This window comes from Leptothoe sp. EHU-05/26/07-4 (assembly GCF_043421015.1).
In the GTDB taxonomy this organism is placed as follows: domain Bacteria; phylum Cyanobacteriota; class Cyanobacteriia; order Phormidesmidales; family Phormidesmidaceae; genus Leptothoe; species Leptothoe turfae.
Genome location: NZ_JAXSQV010000007.1, coordinates 1,884,157 through 1,902,465, shown reverse-complemented (window position 1 = coordinate 1,902,465; position 18,309 = coordinate 1,884,157). Strand labels below are relative to the sequence as shown.

Sequence of the window (18,309 nt, the reverse complement as noted above, 5' to 3'; positions counted from 1 at the left end):
AAAGAGTGTGTAGGACTGTATTAGAAGAAAAGAGAACCTGCCTGTCGACAGAACTTTGTCAGTCGATGGTGTTTTTCAAAGGCTTTTAGCAGTAGTGCATCTTGATTAAATGCACAGGCATAGGCTTGTTCAGAAGCATCTGTCAGGTGATGTAATCCAAAGAGGGGACTGAGACGCAATGCTTTTGCAATATCCCAATGGAACTGACGTTTTCCCAGTGGTATTAGGAAAGCTAACGTTGGTTTTTGACTGAGGGCACGAACAACTTCAATTTGAGGATGATTCTCGATTCTCAACTCTTTAATCTGAATTAGATCGCAACATTTTAGTTCACTGCTATCTCGATTACATCGCAGTTGAATGGGCAAACGTTCATCTAGCCAGTACTGAACTTTAATGTAGACCTTGGCATAGCTGAAAAACTCTTCTCCATATCCAGCTTTATCCGCAGCCGTTAAAAAGTCAGATTCTTCGATGATTTCTACATGCGTATAGGGCAACAGCCTGAGCAAATCATAAGTGTAAAAGCGATGGTCATCCCATACAGCTGCTTGTAACGTTGTGCCACCTCGAAATCTCAAAAGCTCTTCCTGGGTAGCTTTGCCAATAGAGTCATTGCCCATGGCATGCCAACATTTGCGAACACCCTCTAACTTGGCTTCGCTATAGACTGGGATGAGGGCAGAGAGGATGCGATCGCAAATCGGTTCCATCACCTTGGCAGACTCACTCACCTGTTTAATCTGCCAGAGCATTCCTTGAGCCTGTAATGCACCCCACTGTTGACGATATTGCTCAAACTCCTTCGGTTCTTCAAAGGCAGAGCGAATCGCATCATTAAGCATTTGTCGCTCAACGACCTGACCCTCATTTAAAGACTTTTCAAGACGCGAATAAATCCAGGGTGCATGACCAGGTAATAAACAAAACGCATGGTACTTGTGAAATCCTTGATGACGCCCCAAACGTCCCAGCCGTTGAATCACAGTTGCCGAATTGTTACTCTCAAAAATCAGCAGGTGAATCTTAAAATCAACACCCACATCCACAGCAGATGTACCCACAACAAGAACAGGATGTGGAGAATCTTTTAATTTTTCCTGCGTCTTGCGCCGTTCTTGACGATCAATCCGTCCACTGATTTCAGTAATTTCAAAATTATCAGGTAGCAACGTTTTCAATAGACGAACAACCCTCCCTGCCTGGGCCACAGAGTTCAAAATCAGCAGACCACGACCGTTGGCTTCAGCAAGCAGTAAATTTTGGAGTAGCCCTACATTATCCTGTAGCCAATCTAAGATTCCTTGCTTTGGTTTTAGTTTTACAAACTCCAGCTCTACAGGCTGTAGTATCGGTCGATACCCTGTCCTAGCTTCGCTAGCGTACTGCCCAGAAATAGACTTCACCTTAAACCCAGAGGCTTCTAACTGCTTAATAAATGTTGTCTTTGGGGTTGCCGATGTAAACAGAAACTTACGCTTTCCCTGGGCAGATGCCCGTATAAAACAGAGACTGTTGAGCACAGCCGATTCCTGATGGGGGCCAAAGATATGAAACTCATCAAAGACCCAATAATCAGGAAATGTGGCCATCAACATGGGGAGTTCCGCATTGTCATAAGCGGCATTACGATACCGAAAATGCAGCATCAGATGAAACAGGTCTGGATTCGTTAATAAAACGGGTTTATGTTGAATCGCTAGTTCTAATTCTCGAAAACGATTTCTGTCATTGGCCTTTACCCGACGAGCTAACTCCTGGCCGTAAAGCAAATCAATTCGTTTTTGAGCATTCAGTCCAAATTTTTGGTGATAATCTTGCTGCCCTCGTAGCTGATCTTCAACTAGCTCATTGGTTGGGTATAACCCCACCATGCGATATTGCGAATCAAGCAAAATGGGCAGAGTTGCGGCCAATGATTTACCATCACCCGTCACACTCGTATTAAAAATAATGTCAGCTTCACCATCAAAAACGGCAGCAGCCGTTTCTGCCTGATGACTCGATAGGGGACAGGTGCAATCATCCATCGGTTGAAAATCAGACGATTTGTCAGTTACTCGGCATGATTGCTGGCAACCTAGGGGACAGGCACCAAAACCTGCATTCACTTGTGAATAGAGTGGTTTGACTAGAATCTTCATGGCACTCATCCTTGCTTGCCATATCCTAGACCCTTTCTTAAAATAGATAACGCCATATATTGGCTCTATCTAAATTTATTTTAGAACTCTCTAGTTATTCTGGGAGTCAAAGCGATGCCAGCAGGATTTAATCAACTGAAATTTGCGATCGCAATTCTTCAAAAACTTGCAGAGAAACCATATTTTCCTAAAACCCTCAGTGAGGAGCTGTATCAGTTTTTAGAGGAAAATGGCCAATCCACAGACGACGCAACGCGTAAAATCAGCCGCATGATAGGGAAAATGCGTGACTGTGGCTTTGAAATAAAGAGTGCTCCCAATCGTCCTTATAAATTAGTTCAATCTAACTTTCCAGTTATTCTCACTCCGTATCAACGCGAAGCACTAGCTCTAGCCGCCTACATCCTGAATGACATGGGATTCTCAAGCCAAGCTAGCCAGATACTTCAAATCTCAGGCTTCGAGCAAAGCCAACTACCATCACAGGTAAAGGTCAACTTTAGCCCTCCAGTAGACTACGGAGAAGATCGCCTAGATACCGTTGTCCAAACCCTGCAAGACCGTTTCCAAAAACATCGCCGTTACACCATTCGCTATCGCAGTAGCAGTGGCCAAGAACGTCCCTGGGATCTAGACCGTTCAGAATTACGATTACACAATGGCGTCCTTTACTTATTTGCCTATGCCCCTGACTTTTCAGCTCGTCATCATGATGTCGAAAAAAATCAAATCTTTCGAGTAGATCGCATTCTCACTGTAGGAGCAGCCTCCAATATCCCCTGGGGCAGATTGACATTCCCATCCATCGACTTAACCTACCGAATGACCGGACCACTCGGCAGATATCAACCACGTCGAGCCAATGAAACAATAATCAAACGAGATTCTGCCAAAACTTCCCAATGGGTTGAGATCAGCACAACAGAAGAGTCTTTATTTTGGTTCCGCCAGCGTCTACTCCAGTATGGAGAGAACATACGGCTTCTAGCACCAGAATGGTTTGTCAAAAAGATAGCAGCTGAGATGCTCCGCTCTGCCCAGAATTACCAGACTAATTGAACTAAGTTTCATGGAACAGAAAATTTCTCCCACCAACAATGGGAGTTTTGGATTTCTGCCACTACTGGTGGCAGATTTAGAATTTCTCGCACCATTATCGCGAGCTTTAAACAGGCTAACCGCCAAGGGGTGATGGATTGCCCGAAACAGCTGAATAGCTAAACCTCATCCCCCAAGTAACTTTGCATAAAAGCGTTTGCTGATTCAGGATTCAGAGTCTTTAACGCCCTAACAATCTCAACTACCGTTTCCGCCGTCGGATCACGTTTTTCATTTACCCAACGGTAAACATTGTTGCGCTCCACATTCATCGCAACTGACAAACTATATTGACTAATTTCATAGGACTCAAGCACTTGCTTGAGCGCCTTTCCCGCTTTTCCCATGGGCACATCCTGTCAGAGGTTTTCACCACTGTAACAGCCCAATGGTTGACAGTCGTCCTAGTGGTCGTCTAATTTGATTCTAGACATCCAAATGGACGACGTTGCCATGTACACCAGCTTTCTGGCTACACCCGCTCTAACCACTGAAATAACCACCCCTGAGTCAGCCCTCCAGCTCTACTCAGTCCCAAAACCTGACCGCGAGCCCGTCAAAATCCTTATCATCGGCTCCCAGGCAACCGTCAACACCATCACCACTTCGCCGAACCATTTGAGTGGACCCAATTCCTCCCCACCGATCGCCCCATCCAACCCCAACCCGGCGAATCTATGCGAGCCTTGGTGAAATACCTGCCCCGTTAGTAAATTATTGACTAGCCGCACTAACATCTACTATTAGATACTTGAGTAGGTTCCTGTTGCTCATCAATCGACGGCTTCTTCTCATAGAAAGTAAGCCCAACTCGATTAATATGAGCAATCACATCAGGATTCTCAATATGGCTAAAAATCGATAGGTCAAACAGATATGGCAACAGCAAATCGTCTAGCTGATGTTCGATAGCCAATAACTGTTCATGGGAAATATCCCTACCCATTAGGGTCAAATCAATATCCGACCCTGGCCGATAATTACCTTTGGCTCGTGATCCGTACAGGACAACCCGTTCAATTTTAGTGAACTGTCTTTTATATTTTCTGCAATAGCTTGAGCCGTTGCCTGATTATAAGTATGACTAGTCCGATTTCGCTCTCTAATCATATCCATCCAGCTTCCACCATCTTCAATCAGACCCACATTAGAAGCAAGACGGGTGGCATCCCGTGAGCCATAAATGTTCTGATTACCTTGATACTGCAAATAATCTTTCAAGACATTCCAGGCTAGCTCATGGGTATATTTAAACGACTGGATTAGCCCTTGCTCTTCCAGTTCATTCAATTCACCCTTATCAATAAACTTGGTAAGCTGCGCCAGAGCTCTCTCGTAGTTGGCAAAACGCTGCTTCCATCGAATATCTGGATCTATCATCGGTTAGCCTATCTACCCAGCATTAAATTTCGTTCGGCTCAATCCCAAGGGCGGCTAATCGCTCTTCTAAAGCTTTTGCTCGGCGCTCTCCACATTGTCTTCATTGGCTCAGTGCTACTTCACCCTAATCACAGCAATAGCTCACCGCGCAAAACAGAGACAGCCTTGCCACTGATATAAATTCGCTTTGGTGTGCATTCTACGTGTAATACGCCACCACGGGGTGATGCTTGATAAGCGACCATGGTATCTTTGCCCAGTTTTGCTTGCCAATAGGGGGCTAAAGAACAGTGGGACGAACCAGTCACCGGATCTTCAGGAATACCGATGGCCGGTGCAAAATAACGGGAGACAAAATCGTAGGGAGAGTCTCCAACACTGGTGACAATGACACCTTGGTAGGGTAATTTTGCGAGTCTATCTAAATCTGGGGCGAGGTTAGCAACAGCTTGATGCGATCGCAACTCTACCAAATAATTCACATCATTACGCGCCCCATGGACAATATCCGCATGGTTCATGGCCGCCACCATAGCTGGAGAAATAGATGCATCATGGACAGGCTGAGCTGGAAAATCTAGCTGAATGAAATTACCGTTGCGAGAGGCCAACAGCTCTCCGCTCTTGGTCTGAAAACGGGCTGTAATGTCAGGCGATAGGTGTCCTTCGCTCCAAAGTACATGGGCACTGGCCAAGGTGGCATGGCCACATAACTCAATTTCATCCGTTGGTGTAAACCATCGCAAACTATAGTTACCCTCATCTTTAAGGGCATAGAGAAACGCCGTTTCTGACAAATTCATTTCCTTGGCAATCTGCTGCATTAGAGATTCATCCAAAGGGGTTTCACTCACACATACGGCAGCTGGGTTACCGCCAAAGGGGCGATCTGTAAAGGCGTCTACCTGAATGACGGGCTGTTTCATCGGTTAGCTGTTAAGGGGACCTGTGGGAAATAGTATCGCGCTGTGGGTAGGGATGGCGGGGAACGGAAAAAATGATAATCATAAAAAGGCCTGGTTTTCTTTTTTGAGAAAACCAGGCCTCAATCTGACCTAAACAAAGTTGTCATTAGAATAAACGAGAATGGGGCACTCCTTGATCATCAAAGCTGCTTAAAGACCTAAAACAGTTCTAACTGATTTCGGAGCGCTGTAGCACGATAGTCATGGCCTGTCGCTTCATTCATTTGAAGTATCTCACTGGCAATGTCTGTTTGCGATAGATAGGCATCCCTGCGCTGGGCATAAAACTCAGCAATGTCAGGATTGAGATTAATGGCACGGGTGTAGGTTGAGCGCGCACCTTCATAGTCCTGACTAATCTGCTGTGCTTGAGCCTCTAACAACAACCGCTGAGACACGGTTGCTGTTTCTACTGTCATTCGATAGCGCACCGTCGATGGCGAGGTTGTCTCAGCAGCTGCAATATCAGTGTCTACGGCGAATTGAGGCTCAACTTCATAATCAAACAGAGGCTCAATCTCGTAGCTCATCGGAGTACCCTTATGCTCACCGGGTAGGGTCAAAACAACAAGATGACTAATCTGTGATTTCTGTGTGGGATCAACCGTGCGATAGCTCACCTGGTTCTCAACAAAAAGAGGCGTATGCTTGCCAGCAACATAAACTGCAACACGACTAACAATACCAGGATTGTTATTGGCTAACTTGAGTTTAATCGCCACCGTTTGCCCCACTTCAGCCGTCAGCTGATGCCTTAGGGGTTGGTAAGTATCCTCTGTTACCAACTTTGTTTCTGTTGCACCGGCCTGTAGCAGCACCTCGGCTGATACGGGCATGGCTAATCCCAGCAATACGCCCATCACACCTAAACTACTGACTATGGACCGCATGTTGGCCTCCTAAGGAACACTGAAGAACATTGATATGGATTACTCCACATGGTAAAGCTACCGTTCCAGAACAATCGGGACGGTATTTGAAACTACATAGGAACTTTATGGCAAAATTTTATGGTACCCAGGAACCTTTGTAGAGCCGTTCCATGGAACGTCCCTACATGATTGCAACGACCCTTCATTTGCATCATTTACTCCGTTAGCTGTAACCCATTCTTACAAACCGTTGCGAATCGTTTAGCGATACCCGTGTCTGATGAAGGACTCCCATATTCTGAGGGTTGGGCTCCCCATCATCGGGACATTGCCCTAACCCATCCCAGAATCTTTCCACCGGAGCGCTGTCTATGAAACTGGCCTATTGGATGTATGCAGGTCCCGCCCATATCGGCACCTTGCGTATTGCCAGCTCATTCAAAAATGTCCATGCCATCATGCATGCCCCACTAGGGGATGATTATTTTAATGTCATGCGCTCTATGCTGTCTCGTGAGCGAGATTTTACGCCAGTAACGACTAGCGTTGTCGATCGTCATGTGTTAGCGCGAGGCTCTCAAGAGAAAGTTGTCGATAATATTACCCGTAAAGATAAGGAAGAAAATCCTGATCTGATTGTTCTCACACCGACCTGCACCTCCAGCATTTTGCAAGAAGATCTGGCTAACTTTGTTGAGCGCGCTCAGATGGATGCCCAAGGTGATGTCATGCTAGCAGATGTGAATCACTATCGCGCCAATGAGCTACAGGCGGCTGACCGCACGCTGCAACAGATTGTTGAATTTTATCTAAAGAAGGCGGCCAAGCAGGGAGACTTACCTGTAGAGAGAACGGAAAAGCCGTCGGTCAATATCATCGGCATTACCACCCTAGGTTTTCACAACAACCATGATGTGACCGAGTTAAAACGGCTGATGGCAGACCTGGGGATCGAGGTCAATGCCGTAATTCCTGAAGGTGCTTCGGTCCATGACCTTAAGAATTTGCCCAAAGCCTGGTTTAACCTGATCCCCTATCGGGAGATTGGCTCACTCACTGCCGAATATTTGCAGCGTGAGTTTGAGATGCCCTATGTGGATATTACGCCCATGGGTGTAGTCGAAACGGCCCGCTGTATTCGTGCAATCCAAAAACTCTTAAATGAGCGCGGTGTTGCTGCCAATTATGACCAGTTTATTGATGACCAAACTCGGTTTGCCTCACAGGCGGCCTGGTTCTCTCGCTCTATCGACTGTCAAAATCTGACGGGCAAACGCTGCGTTGTCTTAGGTGATAATACCCATGCTGCGGCCCTCACCAAAGTTCTCTCGCGGGAAATGGGGCTAAAGGTGGTATTAGCGGGTACTTATTGCAAGTATGACGAAGCTTGGTTCCGCCAGGAGGTGGAAGGGTACTGTGACGAGGTGCTGATTAGTGAGGATAATGGTGCGATCGCAGATAAAATTGCCCAGCTAGAACCCGCCGCCATTTTTGGTACCCAAATGGAACGTCATGTGGGCAAGCGTCTCAACATCCCCTGTGGGGTGATTGCTGCTCCCATCCATGTCCAAAATTTTCCCGTTGGCTATCGTCCTTTCCTTGGCTATGAAGGCGCTAATCAGCTAGTCGACTTGATCTACAACTCCTTTACCCTGGGCATGGAAGATCACCTGCTAGAAATCTTCGGTGGTCACGACACCAAGGAAGTCATCACCCACACACTGTCTGCCGATGCCGACTTAAACTGGACAACCGATGGCCTCACCGAGTTGAAACGCGTTCCAGGGTTTGTCAGAGGCAAGGTCAAGCGCAATACTGAAAAATTTGCACGCGAGCAAGGCTATACGGAAATTACAGCTGAAGTCATTTATGCGGCCAAAGAAGCGGTTGGAGCCTAGAAATCGTGTAGGGATGTTCCATGGAACGTCCCTACACAATTCACCGTAAAATATCTGAGCACCAGGATATTAGACCAGAGACTAGCCGCAATGCCAAATGCAGCCAATCAACGTGCCCAAGCCGCCTTTCAATTGGGGCAACAGGCCTTTGAGCGGGGCCGCTATGCCGATGCCGTCAACGCCTTTGAACAGGGCATCGCTGAGCAACCGAGTATCGCTTTAGATGGGGAGTTAAAACTATGGCTCGTGAATGCATTAGCCGCTTCAGATCGGCGTCAAGAAGCCATTGAGCTATGTGGCAAGCTGGCCCTGCATCCAGACTTGGACGTCAGAAAACAAAGCAAACGGGTGCTGTACATTATCCAGGCTCCAAAACTACAGGCCAGGGAAGAATGGCTCACTAAGATCCCAGATCTGGCGACCCTGGAAAGTAGCGAGGAAAAACCCTGGCAACCCCGTCCACCCAAGTCCCGTCGCCTCAAGCCACCACCGCCGCCCCTGCCCCTCAGTGAAGTTAATACTGAAGATAATGGCTTTGTATGGTTTGCCTTGATGGGTAGCGCCATTGTACTGGGGGGGCTTTGGTGGCTAAGTTAAGGCATCTGATCGTTCGACTACTGGTGATTACAGCCCTATCCCTGGGGTTAACAGGCTGTGTCGATTATCAATTGGGCATACAGTTTGGCAGTCAAACCCACGGTGTTTTAGTCCAAACTCTGCACCTTGACGATCAGTTTGTTGCCCTCAATAACAATGTCCGGCAGCAGTGGCTGGAGATTTTTATCGAAGAAGCTAAAGTCTTTTCAGGCAAGGTAACCTCTCTAGACGATGGCGCACTCCAAATACGCATCGACTTCTACAACGGTGCTGACTTAGTGCAGAAATTTAATCAACTTTTTGCCGAAGATGGACTGATGACCCAGGTGCCAGGGGCTCCACCTGTACTGGCCCATTTGGACCTTACCCAACAAAATTGGGGTGTAGCTCTGCTCAATCATCTCCAGGCTGACATTGACCTGGGTGCCCTAAAAGCCGATAGCGCCATTGGTGATGGTGGAGCCTTAGATCGCTGGCGCACCTTAACCCTCAGTTTTCAGTTAGGGTCCCTGGGTAAAACCCACCAGTGGCCCTTGAAACCCGGCCAGGTGAACACCATCGACACCACATTTTGGCTCCCTAGCCCGATTGGAATTGGGGCTGTGGTCATTGCCCTGATCTGTGCTGCTGGCTATGGGGTGCGGTATGGATTTAATCGAAGGTAACGCCTGATAATTTTAGGGTTTGATCAAATAATGCCAGCCTGACAGTCTTTTAATAAATAAAAATGTTCTCCCGATTCTGACTGTCCTGTAGTAGCCTGTACCTGACCTATATAAAACACGATTTGAGGTGACTGCTATGCGGCAGATTAACTTTGTCGTTATCTTTGTCATTTGCTTAGCCCTCGTACTGTTTGGCATTGAGAATACAGAGTCCGCTACTATCCATGTTGTGCGTGGGGTGAATATTGAAGCACCACTGTGTATCGAGCTCATGATTTCTCTGGGTGTCGGTGCGGTTCTCGCCTGGGTATTTAGCGTGTGGGTGCAGGTACAGGGATATTTCAATATCAACCCTCAAGTCCAGCAGCGGGAAATGCGCATTCAGCAGCTAGAAGAAGATGTCGAGCGCTATCGAGTAGAACTGGAAGACCTACAGCCCATGCTGCCAGGTGCTGCCAATAAAGATGCTGGTACTGAAGAAGCGGTTGCTTAGGTAGGCGTCGCTAGCAGGCGCGTCGCTATGCGGGTAGCCTGGGCGTTGCCCTACTCACATGAGGTAAAAAGGGACGTGAACAGGGCAATGGGATATTTCCCACCCGGCTCAGGTCTCTTTTTTCATTTTCGATAAATAATTGGTTGATCTAAAACCTAGTGCTGTAGAACATTTGTTCAATGGTCATTTTTTACTCGTTTCTAAACCGGTCGATGGGTCTTTGTAACTGAATTGGACAGTTTTTTTTGAATTTTCAATTCTTCTAAGCTATAGTGCATCTGTTCACGCTAGATGTAGCGTCAGCTAATAGTAGCGTCGGCTAAATAAAATACCAGGCTGTATTTATGGCTAATTCTTTAGCTCAACGTGCGATCGCATTTCTGATTGACCTTTCCGAACGCGGTGAAATTGATCCGTGGGATGTCAATGTCATCGACGTGGTTGACCGCTTTCTCAAAAGCCTCAAGGAGCAAGCGCCCATCGCCCATAACGGTCGGTCGCCCTACGAGAAAAATCTAGCTGAATCAGGTCAAGCCTTTCTTTACGCAGCAATGCTGGTGCTACTTAAGGCCGACACCCTCATTCGCGCTGAGATTGAAGAAGAGGTTGATGAGTTCGAAGATCCTGAAGAAGCGTTTGAGCCCCAAGGCTACGCTAAACGCCTGCCTCCTAATTTAGAGCGCTACATCCATCGTCGGGCGGTGGCCAACCCACCGGAACAGCGTCAGGTCACCCTCCAGGAACTGATCTCCCAGCTGGAAATGATGGCCGTCGCCATGGCTAACCCCACCCCCCGCAATCGTCATCGCGGTGCTAAGCCCCATTCCAAACGCAAGGCCATTAGCACCATTGCCCAGCTAGCCCACCAGGAAAACCTATCGGAAATTGCCGACGCTCTTTCCTCCTTCCTAGACCGATATTGGGAAGAACTAGAAAGCGCCATTGAATGGATGGACTTTGAGCGCCTCTTAGAGCATTGGGCCCATTTTCGCCCCGATGTTTTAGGCGGTCCCATTACCACAGAACTAACCGACGAAGACTATCGCCATGAAAAAGTTGGTGTTTTTTGGGGGCTGTTATTCTTATCGTCCCAATCTAAGGTAGAGCTGGCTCAAGAACGATTTTATCGCGACCTTAAAGTGAGACAGCTAAATGAGGCCACCCTGAAAGATGTTCCGGCGTATGTACTACCTGATTAGGCAAGACAGATTGAGACAGATTGATTGATATTGCATTTAGCCGCATGTCCGTAGTAAAGTACATTTGGCTAGTGTCAGGCGATGTCATAAATCTACAAAAATCAATATTTGTCCGGGGCTCTGTAAGGCATCAATGAAGACCATCAATAAGCGTGGGTATACTATAAACATGCTTGCTACTATCTTGACATTGCCGAGCTTTTACTTGCTTGCAGGTGTCAGTTTTTGTCGGTAATGGCAAATTTTAGGAACTTACTTAAATTTGTCTTTCGATAGCTCTTGTCAGTTCGTGCATTTAAGCCACGTGCTTGTTGCCGTTGCAGGTTATTTGCAGCTGCAACGTTTTTATTTTTACCTCTTACGCTGTTAGTTAAGGAATAGAGAGAGCATTTATGAAAGCCATGATCTTGGCCGCAGGGAAAGGTACTCGTGTACGTCCCATCACGTACACCATTCCAAAGCCGATGATCCCCATCCTGCAAAAGCCAGTGATGGAGTTTCTATTAGAATTGCTAAAACAGCACGGCTTTACGCAGGTTGTGGCAAATGTGAGCCACCTCGCAAATGAAATTGAAGGCTATTTTAGAGATGGTCAACGCTTTGGTGTTGAACTGGCCTATTCCTTTGAAGGTCGCATTACCAATGGTGAGCTAGTGGGCGATGCCCTGGGCTCTGCTGGTGGTATGCGTAAAATTCAGGACTTTTCACCGTTTTTTGATGATACCTTTGTCGTTCTTTGTGGTGATGCACTCATTGACCTGGACCTCACTGAGGCGGTTCGGCAGCACAAGGAAAAGGGCTCCATCGCCACCATCGTGATGAAGTCGGTGCCTCTAAAGCAGGTGCCTAGCTATGGTGTGGTGGTAACTGATGATACGGGTCGTATCAAGTCTTTCCAAGAAAAGCCCAAGGTCGAGGAAGCTCTCAGCACCAGTATCAACACAGGTATCTACATTTTTGAACCTGAGATCTTTAAGTACATTCCCTCCGGTCAGGAGTTTGATATCGGTGGCGACCTGTTCCCCAAGCTGGTGGCAGCTAACGAAGCGTTCTACGGTATCACCATGGACTTTGAGTGGGTGGACATCGGTAAAGTGCCTGATTACTGGCAGGCCATCCAAGATGTTCTGACTGGTCAGGTAAAAGGTGTTGGCATTCCTGGTCAGGAAGTAAAACCTGGTGTCTTCACGGGTCTGAATGTGAAGGCCAACTGGGACAAGATCACCATCGAAGGTCCTGTGTACATCGGTGGGATGGCTGAGATTGAAGATGGTGCCACCATCATCGGTCCTAGTATGATCGGTCCTAATTGCTGCATTTGCAGTGGTGCCCTGGTGGATAAGAGCGTGATCTTTGAATATTCACGCATCGGTCCTGGGGTGCGCCTAATGGACAAGCTGGTGTTTGGTCGTTACTGCGTGGATAAGACCGGCGCATCCATCGATATGCAAGAGGCTGCCCTCGACTGGTTGATTACGGATACCCGTCAAGCAGTGCTGGCTGAGCCTCCCATTGAGCATCGTGCCATTACTGAGCTGCTCAACGAAGCAATTGTATGAACGTTTCGTTTTAACCAGAGTTAAGAACACGTTACCCCCCCGAGTGCGATCGCACTCGGGGGGTGCTTTTTGTCTATCTCATCTCCCAGGCCTAATCTCCCAGACCTCATCTCCCAGACCTAATCCAGGCCTAATCTTTAACGGGCACACCGTAGCGCGCCGACCCAGCTGCAGCGATGGAAATCAAGACAATGGCAATGAGCGATCGCACCGTTAGCGTTTCGCCCAAAACTAAAAAGCCAGAGGCTGCCGCCAACATCGGCTCCACACTCAGTAAAACGCCAAACACATTCACCGGTATCCGTCGTAGAGCCACCAGTTCCAGGGCATAGGTGGCCGAAGAGAGCGCGGCCACAGCCAGGCCAGTCACCAGCAGACGTCCATCCAACAACGCTGTACCCGCCGCACTGATGCCAATGGGCGTCAATATACAGGTACCAAACACCATGGCCCAAGCCAATCCTTCTATGCCGGCCACCACATTCCCCGTTGCTGCCGCCAGCAGGATATAGCCAGCCCAAGCCATCGCTGCTAGACCCGCAAACCCTAACCCCAGAGGGTCTAAGCCGCTACCCTGCAAAGGTGCCAGCAAGATTATCCCCAAGGCTGCCAGGGTTACCCACACAACATCTAACCAGCGTCTCGACTTGATCACCGCCAGCCCCAATGGTCCAATAAACTCAATTGCCACCGCCACCCCTAATGGGATGCGGTCAATGGCCAGGTAGAAAGACGTATTCATTAACGTTAAGACACCGCCATAGGCCATCACTAAAGGCCAGTGTTTACGGGTCGCTTGCCAGCCTGGACGCCACAGCACAAACAACAACACTGCCGAGAGGGCCACCCGTAGAAATACGGTGCCCAAGGGACCCGCCAGTTCAAATACAGACTTTGCCAGGGCAGACCCTAGCTGCACCGTCACACCCGCCAAAATAACCAGCGTTGGCGCTGGAATGCGGTCTGCCAATGATTTCATGAATTGTCGTAATAAGAGTAATGAACCGTGGGGTTAATCGTATATCTGCCTGGTGACGAACTCTTAGTCTATGCTTGATGCCAGCCTAGGCAGCAGACGACTGCTGGCTCGCATTATTTTGGTTGTTTTCTGGGGAGAGTCTGTTTTCTGAGGCAACCTTACACAATGCCAGTAGCTGAGCTGGGGAGAGCCGCCCCTGTAGGTACAGCAACCAAACGCGATCGCACGTAACAGCAGCTTTTTCTTCCATAGTGCACCTTCCAGGAACTCACGGGGTCATCTCATCTACTCTAGCTAAGCCTCCGTAAATGGAAGGTTGAGACGTGCCAAATGCTACACCGGTCGATATGAAACCAATGGAGCAGATGCCTATCGTTTCCCAAATGGGCCACAAGAGTTGTACTCGCTGTTCCTGAATTGTTGTTGTTCAGATAGCCGAACTGCTTATAAAATTAGGTGTTCTAAGATTGTTTGTTAATTTTCCAAGAGAGCCATAGCGAGCCAACAATGCCAGCAAAGTGAGAAATCAAGGTATTGATGGTTGCTTGCACTAAAAACACATCCAGCGGTTCCACAGCCAGGGTGGGGTTTGCCACCGCAATGCTCGACTGGGGCTGAGAAATCACCTTTAGCATTAGGCCACCCACGACACCGCCAGCACCCAGCAAACCACAAAACATCCCTAAAACACTGATGATTAAACCTGTGGCAATCATCTTGGCCGCATTCTTAGGCTTCGGCCTTAAATCTGGGTTGCTAGATTTGAGCCTATGGGCAAAGCGTGTGTATTGAAACGCCCAGAACACACCTACATACACCGCAGCTAAACCGACGGCAGCCAGAAAGAAACCGCTGCCTGCGGCAGCATTCTCGGCACCACCGCGATTACTGACCGACTGTAGCCCCAACAAAGACGTGACAAATAACAGCGTGGCAATCACACCACTCACTATTTGCACCCAGAAGCTAACCCAGCCTACGAGGCGAAAATTGTTAGCAATCCGACGGACAGCTGGGGGTAAAGAATAACCAAGTTCACCGGTCATAATGTATTCCAGAAGCGTCTACATATCTTAGGCATTCTTGAACCAATTGGTAAACCTTGCTTGAACGTTACACTGGCCCAGCACAGATCCAGCACCCTTAATGCCTTAGACCATAGATCATAGCTAAGGCTAACCGTTAGTCCGTAGGCAGATACTTCTCCAGTAATAGCTTTAATTTATCTTTTGTCGTTGCAGGTGCCATGTCCAACGGCGTAATCACAGCATACTTCAGAGCGGCATGGGCTTCTGACGACGGTGGATTCTCTGTTAACCGACGCACGACATCACGAATGACAAGCTGGGCATTAACAGCATTCTTTTGTAAATTACCGATCACCATTTCCACGGTCACATTGTCATGATCGGGATGCCAACAGTCGTAGTCAGTTGCCATGGCTAAGGTGGCATAGGCAATTTCCGCCTCCCGCGCCAGTTTTGCCTCTGTTAAATTGGTCATGCCAATCACCGTCGCCCCCCAGCTGCGATACAGATTAGACTCTGCCTTTGTAGAAAACGCAGGTCCTTCCATACACACATAGGTGCCACCTCGATGGAGTGTCACCCCATCCAGGTCTAGGCTTTCGACAGCATCACCTAGGATAGTCGCCAGATTTTTGCAAACCGGATCCCCAAAAGCGATGTGGGCAACGATGCCATCCCCAAAAAATGTGGCCGCCCGATTTTTTGTCCGGTCAATAAACTGATCCGGGATGACCATATCCACCGGTTTCACCTCTTCTTTTAGAGAGCCCACCGCCGATGCCGATACCAGATACTTCACCCCCAGACTCTTCATCGCGTAGATATTTGCCCGAAAGGGAAGCTCCGTAGGCATCAGCCGATGGCCCCGACCATGACGTGCCAAAAAAACGACGGGAGTACCGTCTAATTTGCCGTAAATAAAGGCATCGGAGGGGTCACCAAAGGGGGTATCGATTGTCATCTCTTCGACATCGGTCAAGGCATCCATTTTATAGAGACCGCTGCCGCCAATAATGCCAATATCTGCCTGCACCATAGAGATCCTGTTCTGAAACTGCGTTGAGTTACTCGCACGCCATAGTACAGGAGTGAGACCTGCTAAAGCCGATTTTTTGGGATCTGTTTATAGATGAGTGATGGCGAAGTTGCCTGAATAACGGCTGCTGATAAGAGAATTTTTTGGGGTTGAAAAAGAAGTCAAACGCCAGGGCTATCAATACCTATTGCTAATTAGGGCTTGCTGAATAAATCGGAATCGAATCTGGATAAGGCTTTCAGCCTCAAAAGGCTCAGTTAGGTGCAAGGTTAAATAACAGAATTTTACGGAAAATCAATGGTTTCAGCGATTTCGACCTTGCACTAGCTTTTTGAAAAATCGGTCAAATTCCTTGCTGTTAAAGCACTGATTACTTTTTCAGCAAGCCCTAATTACCAAAAACTTCCCCTCCAAGGAGGGGCTCCGGGGTGGGTTGACCGCTTACGCCATCGGTCGAAACCCACCCCGTCTAACCAGCACCTCTCCCGAGAGGGGATGACCTTAGATCTGGTTGTCCTTAGGGGAACCAATCCCTATGCCATGCCGACTAGCTTCTCGCTTAGCTCCCACAGACGACGCGCTTTCACATCGTCTAGAGCCTCATTCGACATTTCCTGCACAAAGGACTTACGGCCCTCCTGCTGGCGGTTACCCCAGCTCCAGTAGTAACCCGATTGCTCATAACCAGGATCAGCAGCCACAGCAGCAACGCGATCGCCAGCGACGGCTTCGGTCACATAGCCCTTGGTAATGTTCTTTTGGAACCAGGGGAAAATGGTCCGAAATGCTGGGTAGTGGTTGCGGAAAAGTTGGGTTTCGGCAACGCAACCAGGATAGAGAGAACTAAATACAATATTGGTAGACTCGCTATAGCGACGATGCAGCTCGCGCATGGTTAGCACATTGCACAACTTGCTGTCTTTATAGGCCTTACCGGGCTTAAACTTTTTGCCATTGGCCATGGTGACCGGTGCTTTGAAGCCCTGCTCGAAACCTTCAAGGTTACCCAGGTCTGGTGGTGCAGGGAATGGGATCTTGCCGCCTAGTTCCTTGGGATTAGCAGTTACAGTACCCAGGATGACCAGACGAGGATGGGACGATTTTTTCAGGTCCTCCAGCATCAGGTTGCACAGCAGGAAGTGCCCCAGGTGGTTGGTTGCCATGCTCAGCTCGTAACCGTCTTCGCTACGCATGGGTTCCTTGAGCAGTGGTAAATAGACAGCGGCATTGCAAACAAGGGAATCTAATGTTCTGCCACTGGCACGAAAGTCTTTTACAAAGCTACGTACACTATCTAAACTGGCCAAGTCTAACTTGATAATGGAATAGGAACCATCGGGCATACCGACTTCCTTTGCCACTTTTTCAGTTTTAGGCAGATTGCGACAGGCCATTACCACGTGCCAGCCTCTATCAGCCAAAGCCTTTGCTGCGTATAGGCCAACGCCGGAGGAGGCCCCGGTAACTACCGCCGTTGATTGCTGAGATTGGTCCATGGGTGTTGATGTCTAAAAGCGAGTCTAAAGTGGTTTTGATCCGTTAAGTACCCTAGGATCTCATACGGTTGAGCGCTAATAGCTATCTGAAATAAACCTTAAGCAATATGGGGCTAGGTTAGGGCTTATGGAGATATATGAAGTAATGTTACGGCTTCGAAGATCGCACTTTGGGTCATAGGATACAAAATACGGGAGATAGACGTTTTCTCCGATCTCCCGTATGCGTTTATTCAGAATGGCTGTTGTATCATACAGGTAGCCCTAAGCTTCAATTTGGATAACATTTAGGCGCTTGCACTTAAATTAAATAAGCACCCCATTATTCCATCACTCATCCACCCATCTATAGCCCCAACCTGGGTCTTTATTTTTGTGCAGTCCCCTTAACTCTTAGGTGATCGTGCAACTTTGCCGCCAGAACCACCGGTAGCGCCCCAAGACGGGGAAGAACCTTTGCCTTGGGTCTTGCAAAAGGTACCTTGAAATCGTTCGGGATCGCCAAAGACCAGTTTGGGCTGATGTTCGACTTTTTGTTCATTTGGTTCCTGTACCAAGCCCAGAGCTTGTAACGCCTTAGGGGTCCAGGGTTTACCCATAAACATAAACATGCCGGGGGAGTTAGAAATGGGCAGGTACATATGGCAACGGCGTTTGGTATGCCAAAAACGTTGTTGTTTCATGACAATGCGCTGTAGAAGAACGGAGAAAGATTTGCGGGCAATAGAAAGTTAAAGAGGCTAGAAATATACGTAAAAGTGTTGATGCTAGGAGAAAAATAGTCTGAGATAGTTAAATGATTACAGACTATTTTCTAGCAGGTAGCACTAGCGTTTGCTTACCCAAATCAGGGCCAGCATTAACAAAAGAAAGAATTTTTTTGATAAATATCCAGCAGGC

At 48.0% G+C, this 18,309-nt stretch carries 20 protein-coding genes; 8 read left to right on the top strand and 12 right to left on the bottom strand.

Features of this window, described 5'->3' with window-relative positions; all coding sequences use genetic code 11:
- Positions 1-20: 20 nt before the first annotated feature.
- Complete coding sequence (gene cas3 / locus U2F10_RS32860) at positions 21-2,144, bottom strand: type I-D CRISPR-associated helicase Cas3' (RefSeq protein WP_499874422.1); 2,124 nt, start codon at positions 2,142-2,144, stop codon at positions 21-23.
- A gap of 114 nt (positions 2,145-2,258) precedes the next feature.
- Here cas3 and U2F10_RS32855 point away from each other — a divergent pair, with 114 nt between their 5' ends.
- A complete protein-coding gene (locus tag U2F10_RS32855) occupies positions 2,259-3,203 on the top strand; it encodes a helix-turn-helix transcriptional regulator (protein WP_499874420.1) in 945 nt (314 codons plus the stop codon).
- A 158-nt stretch (positions 3,204-3,361) separates the two neighbouring features.
- Here U2F10_RS32855 and U2F10_RS32850 read toward each other — a convergent pair whose 3' ends face one another.
- Positions 3,362-3,589, bottom strand: coding sequence for a helix-turn-helix domain-containing protein (locus U2F10_RS32850; protein ID WP_163696305.1), 228 nt, complete (start codon positions 3,587-3,589; stop codon positions 3,362-3,364).
- A gap of 91 nt (positions 3,590-3,680) precedes the next feature.
- Here U2F10_RS32850 and U2F10_RS32845 point away from each other — a divergent pair, with 91 nt between their 5' ends.
- Entirely contained in the window at positions 3,681-3,935 is a 255-nt protein-coding gene (locus U2F10_RS32845; protein WP_499874419.1) for a hypothetical protein, read from the top strand.
- A gap of 37 nt (positions 3,936-3,972) precedes the next feature.
- On the opposite strand, the gene U2F10_RS32840 is transcribed toward U2F10_RS32845, so the two are convergent.
- The 4 genes from U2F10_RS32840 to U2F10_RS32825 all read right to left on the bottom strand — a co-directional run bounded on the left by U2F10_RS32840 (position 3,973) and on the right by U2F10_RS32825 (position 6,477).
- The gene (locus tag U2F10_RS32840; protein ID WP_499869176.1) at positions 3,973-4,248 is read right to left on the bottom strand and encodes a nucleotidyltransferase domain-containing protein; all 276 of its coding nucleotides are present in this window, start codon (positions 4,246-4,248) and stop codon (positions 3,973-3,975) included.
- Complete coding sequence (locus tag U2F10_RS32835) at positions 4,194-4,622, bottom strand: nucleotidyltransferase substrate binding protein (RefSeq protein WP_499874417.1); 429 nt, start codon at positions 4,620-4,622, stop codon at positions 4,194-4,196. The genes U2F10_RS32840 and U2F10_RS32835 overlap by 55 nt, the downstream gene beginning before the upstream one ends.
- A 128-nt stretch (positions 4,623-4,750) precedes the next feature.
- Positions 4,751-5,548 carry a PhzF family phenazine biosynthesis protein gene (locus U2F10_RS32830; RefSeq protein ID WP_163671369.1) on the bottom strand — a complete coding sequence of 266 codons (798 nt, stop codon included), beginning with the start codon at positions 5,546-5,548 and terminating at the stop codon, positions 4,751-4,753.
- Positions 5,549-5,745: 197 nt separating this feature from the next.
- Positions 5,746-6,477 (bottom strand): tetratricopeptide repeat protein, encoded by a 732-nt coding sequence (locus U2F10_RS32825; RefSeq protein ID WP_163671370.1) that lies wholly within the window; start codon positions 6,475-6,477, stop codon positions 5,746-5,748.
- Positions 6,478-6,830: 353 nt separating this feature from the next.
- Between U2F10_RS32825 and bchB the strand changes: the two genes are divergently transcribed.
- The 6 genes from bchB to U2F10_RS32795 all read left to right on the top strand — a co-directional run bounded on the left by bchB (position 6,831) and on the right by U2F10_RS32795 (position 12,870).
- On the top strand, positions 6,831-8,357 hold the full coding sequence (gene bchB / locus U2F10_RS32820; protein ID WP_499874415.1) for a ferredoxin:protochlorophyllide reductase (ATP-dependent) subunit B: 1,527 nt from the start codon (positions 6,831-6,833) through the stop codon (positions 8,355-8,357).
- Positions 8,358-8,447: 90 nt separating this feature from the next.
- Positions 8,448-8,954 (top strand): tetratricopeptide repeat protein, encoded by a 507-nt coding sequence (locus U2F10_RS32815; RefSeq protein WP_163696303.1) that lies wholly within the window; start codon positions 8,448-8,450, stop codon positions 8,952-8,954.
- Entirely contained in the window at positions 8,942-9,619 is a 678-nt protein-coding gene (locus U2F10_RS32810; protein ID WP_163671373.1) for a DUF3153 domain-containing protein, read from the top strand. The genes U2F10_RS32815 and U2F10_RS32810 overlap by 13 nt, the downstream gene beginning before the upstream one ends.
- Positions 9,620-9,755: 136 nt before the next feature.
- Complete coding sequence (locus U2F10_RS32805) at positions 9,756-10,112, top strand: lipopolysaccharide assembly protein LapA domain-containing protein (protein ID WP_163671374.1); 357 nt, start codon at positions 9,756-9,758, stop codon at positions 10,110-10,112.
- A gap of 344 nt (positions 10,113-10,456) precedes the next feature.
- Positions 10,457-11,311 (top strand): segregation/condensation protein A, encoded by an 855-nt coding sequence (locus U2F10_RS32800; RefSeq protein ID WP_163671375.1) that lies wholly within the window; start codon positions 10,457-10,459, stop codon positions 11,309-11,311.
- A 392-nt stretch (positions 11,312-11,703) separates the two neighbouring features.
- Positions 11,704-12,870, top strand: a complete 1,167-nt coding sequence (locus U2F10_RS32795; protein WP_163671376.1) for a nucleotidyltransferase family protein — start codon at positions 11,704-11,706, stop codon at positions 12,868-12,870.
- 130 nt (positions 12,871-13,000) lie between these two features.
- On the opposite strand, the gene U2F10_RS32790 is transcribed toward U2F10_RS32795, so the two are convergent.
- The 6 genes from U2F10_RS32790 to U2F10_RS32765 all read right to left on the bottom strand — a co-directional run bounded on the left by U2F10_RS32790 (position 13,001) and on the right by U2F10_RS32765 (position 18,092).
- Positions 13,001-13,849 carry an EamA family transporter gene (locus tag U2F10_RS32790; RefSeq protein WP_163696299.1) on the bottom strand — a complete coding sequence of 283 codons (849 nt, stop codon included), beginning with the start codon at positions 13,847-13,849 and terminating at the stop codon, positions 13,001-13,003.
- An 85-nt stretch (positions 13,850-13,934) separates the two neighbouring features.
- The gene (locus tag U2F10_RS32785; RefSeq protein WP_163671378.1) at positions 13,935-14,099 is read right to left on the bottom strand and encodes a hypothetical protein; all 165 of its coding nucleotides are present in this window, start codon (positions 14,097-14,099) and stop codon (positions 13,935-13,937) included.
- Positions 14,100-14,310: 211 nt separating this feature from the next.
- Positions 14,311-14,895 carry a DUF3611 family protein gene (locus tag U2F10_RS32780; RefSeq protein ID WP_163671379.1) on the bottom strand — a complete coding sequence of 195 codons (585 nt, stop codon included), beginning with the start codon at positions 14,893-14,895 and terminating at the stop codon, positions 14,311-14,313.
- Positions 14,896-15,031: 136 nt separating this feature from the next.
- Positions 15,032-15,913: an S-methyl-5'-thioadenosine phosphorylase gene (locus U2F10_RS32775; RefSeq protein ID WP_163696296.1), complete on the bottom strand. Its 882-nt coding sequence runs from the start codon at positions 15,911-15,913 to the stop codon at positions 15,032-15,034.
- Positions 15,914-16,446: 533 nt separating this feature from the next.
- Positions 16,447-17,409, bottom strand: a complete 963-nt coding sequence (locus U2F10_RS32770) for a protochlorophyllide reductase (RefSeq protein ID WP_163671381.1) — start codon at positions 17,407-17,409, stop codon at positions 16,447-16,449.
- Between the two features lie 386 nt (positions 17,410-17,795).
- The gene (locus U2F10_RS32765; RefSeq protein ID WP_006518424.1) at positions 17,796-18,092 is read right to left on the bottom strand and encodes a hypothetical protein; all 297 of its coding nucleotides are present in this window, start codon (positions 18,090-18,092) and stop codon (positions 17,796-17,798) included.
- Positions 18,093-18,309 lie beyond the last annotated feature (217 nt).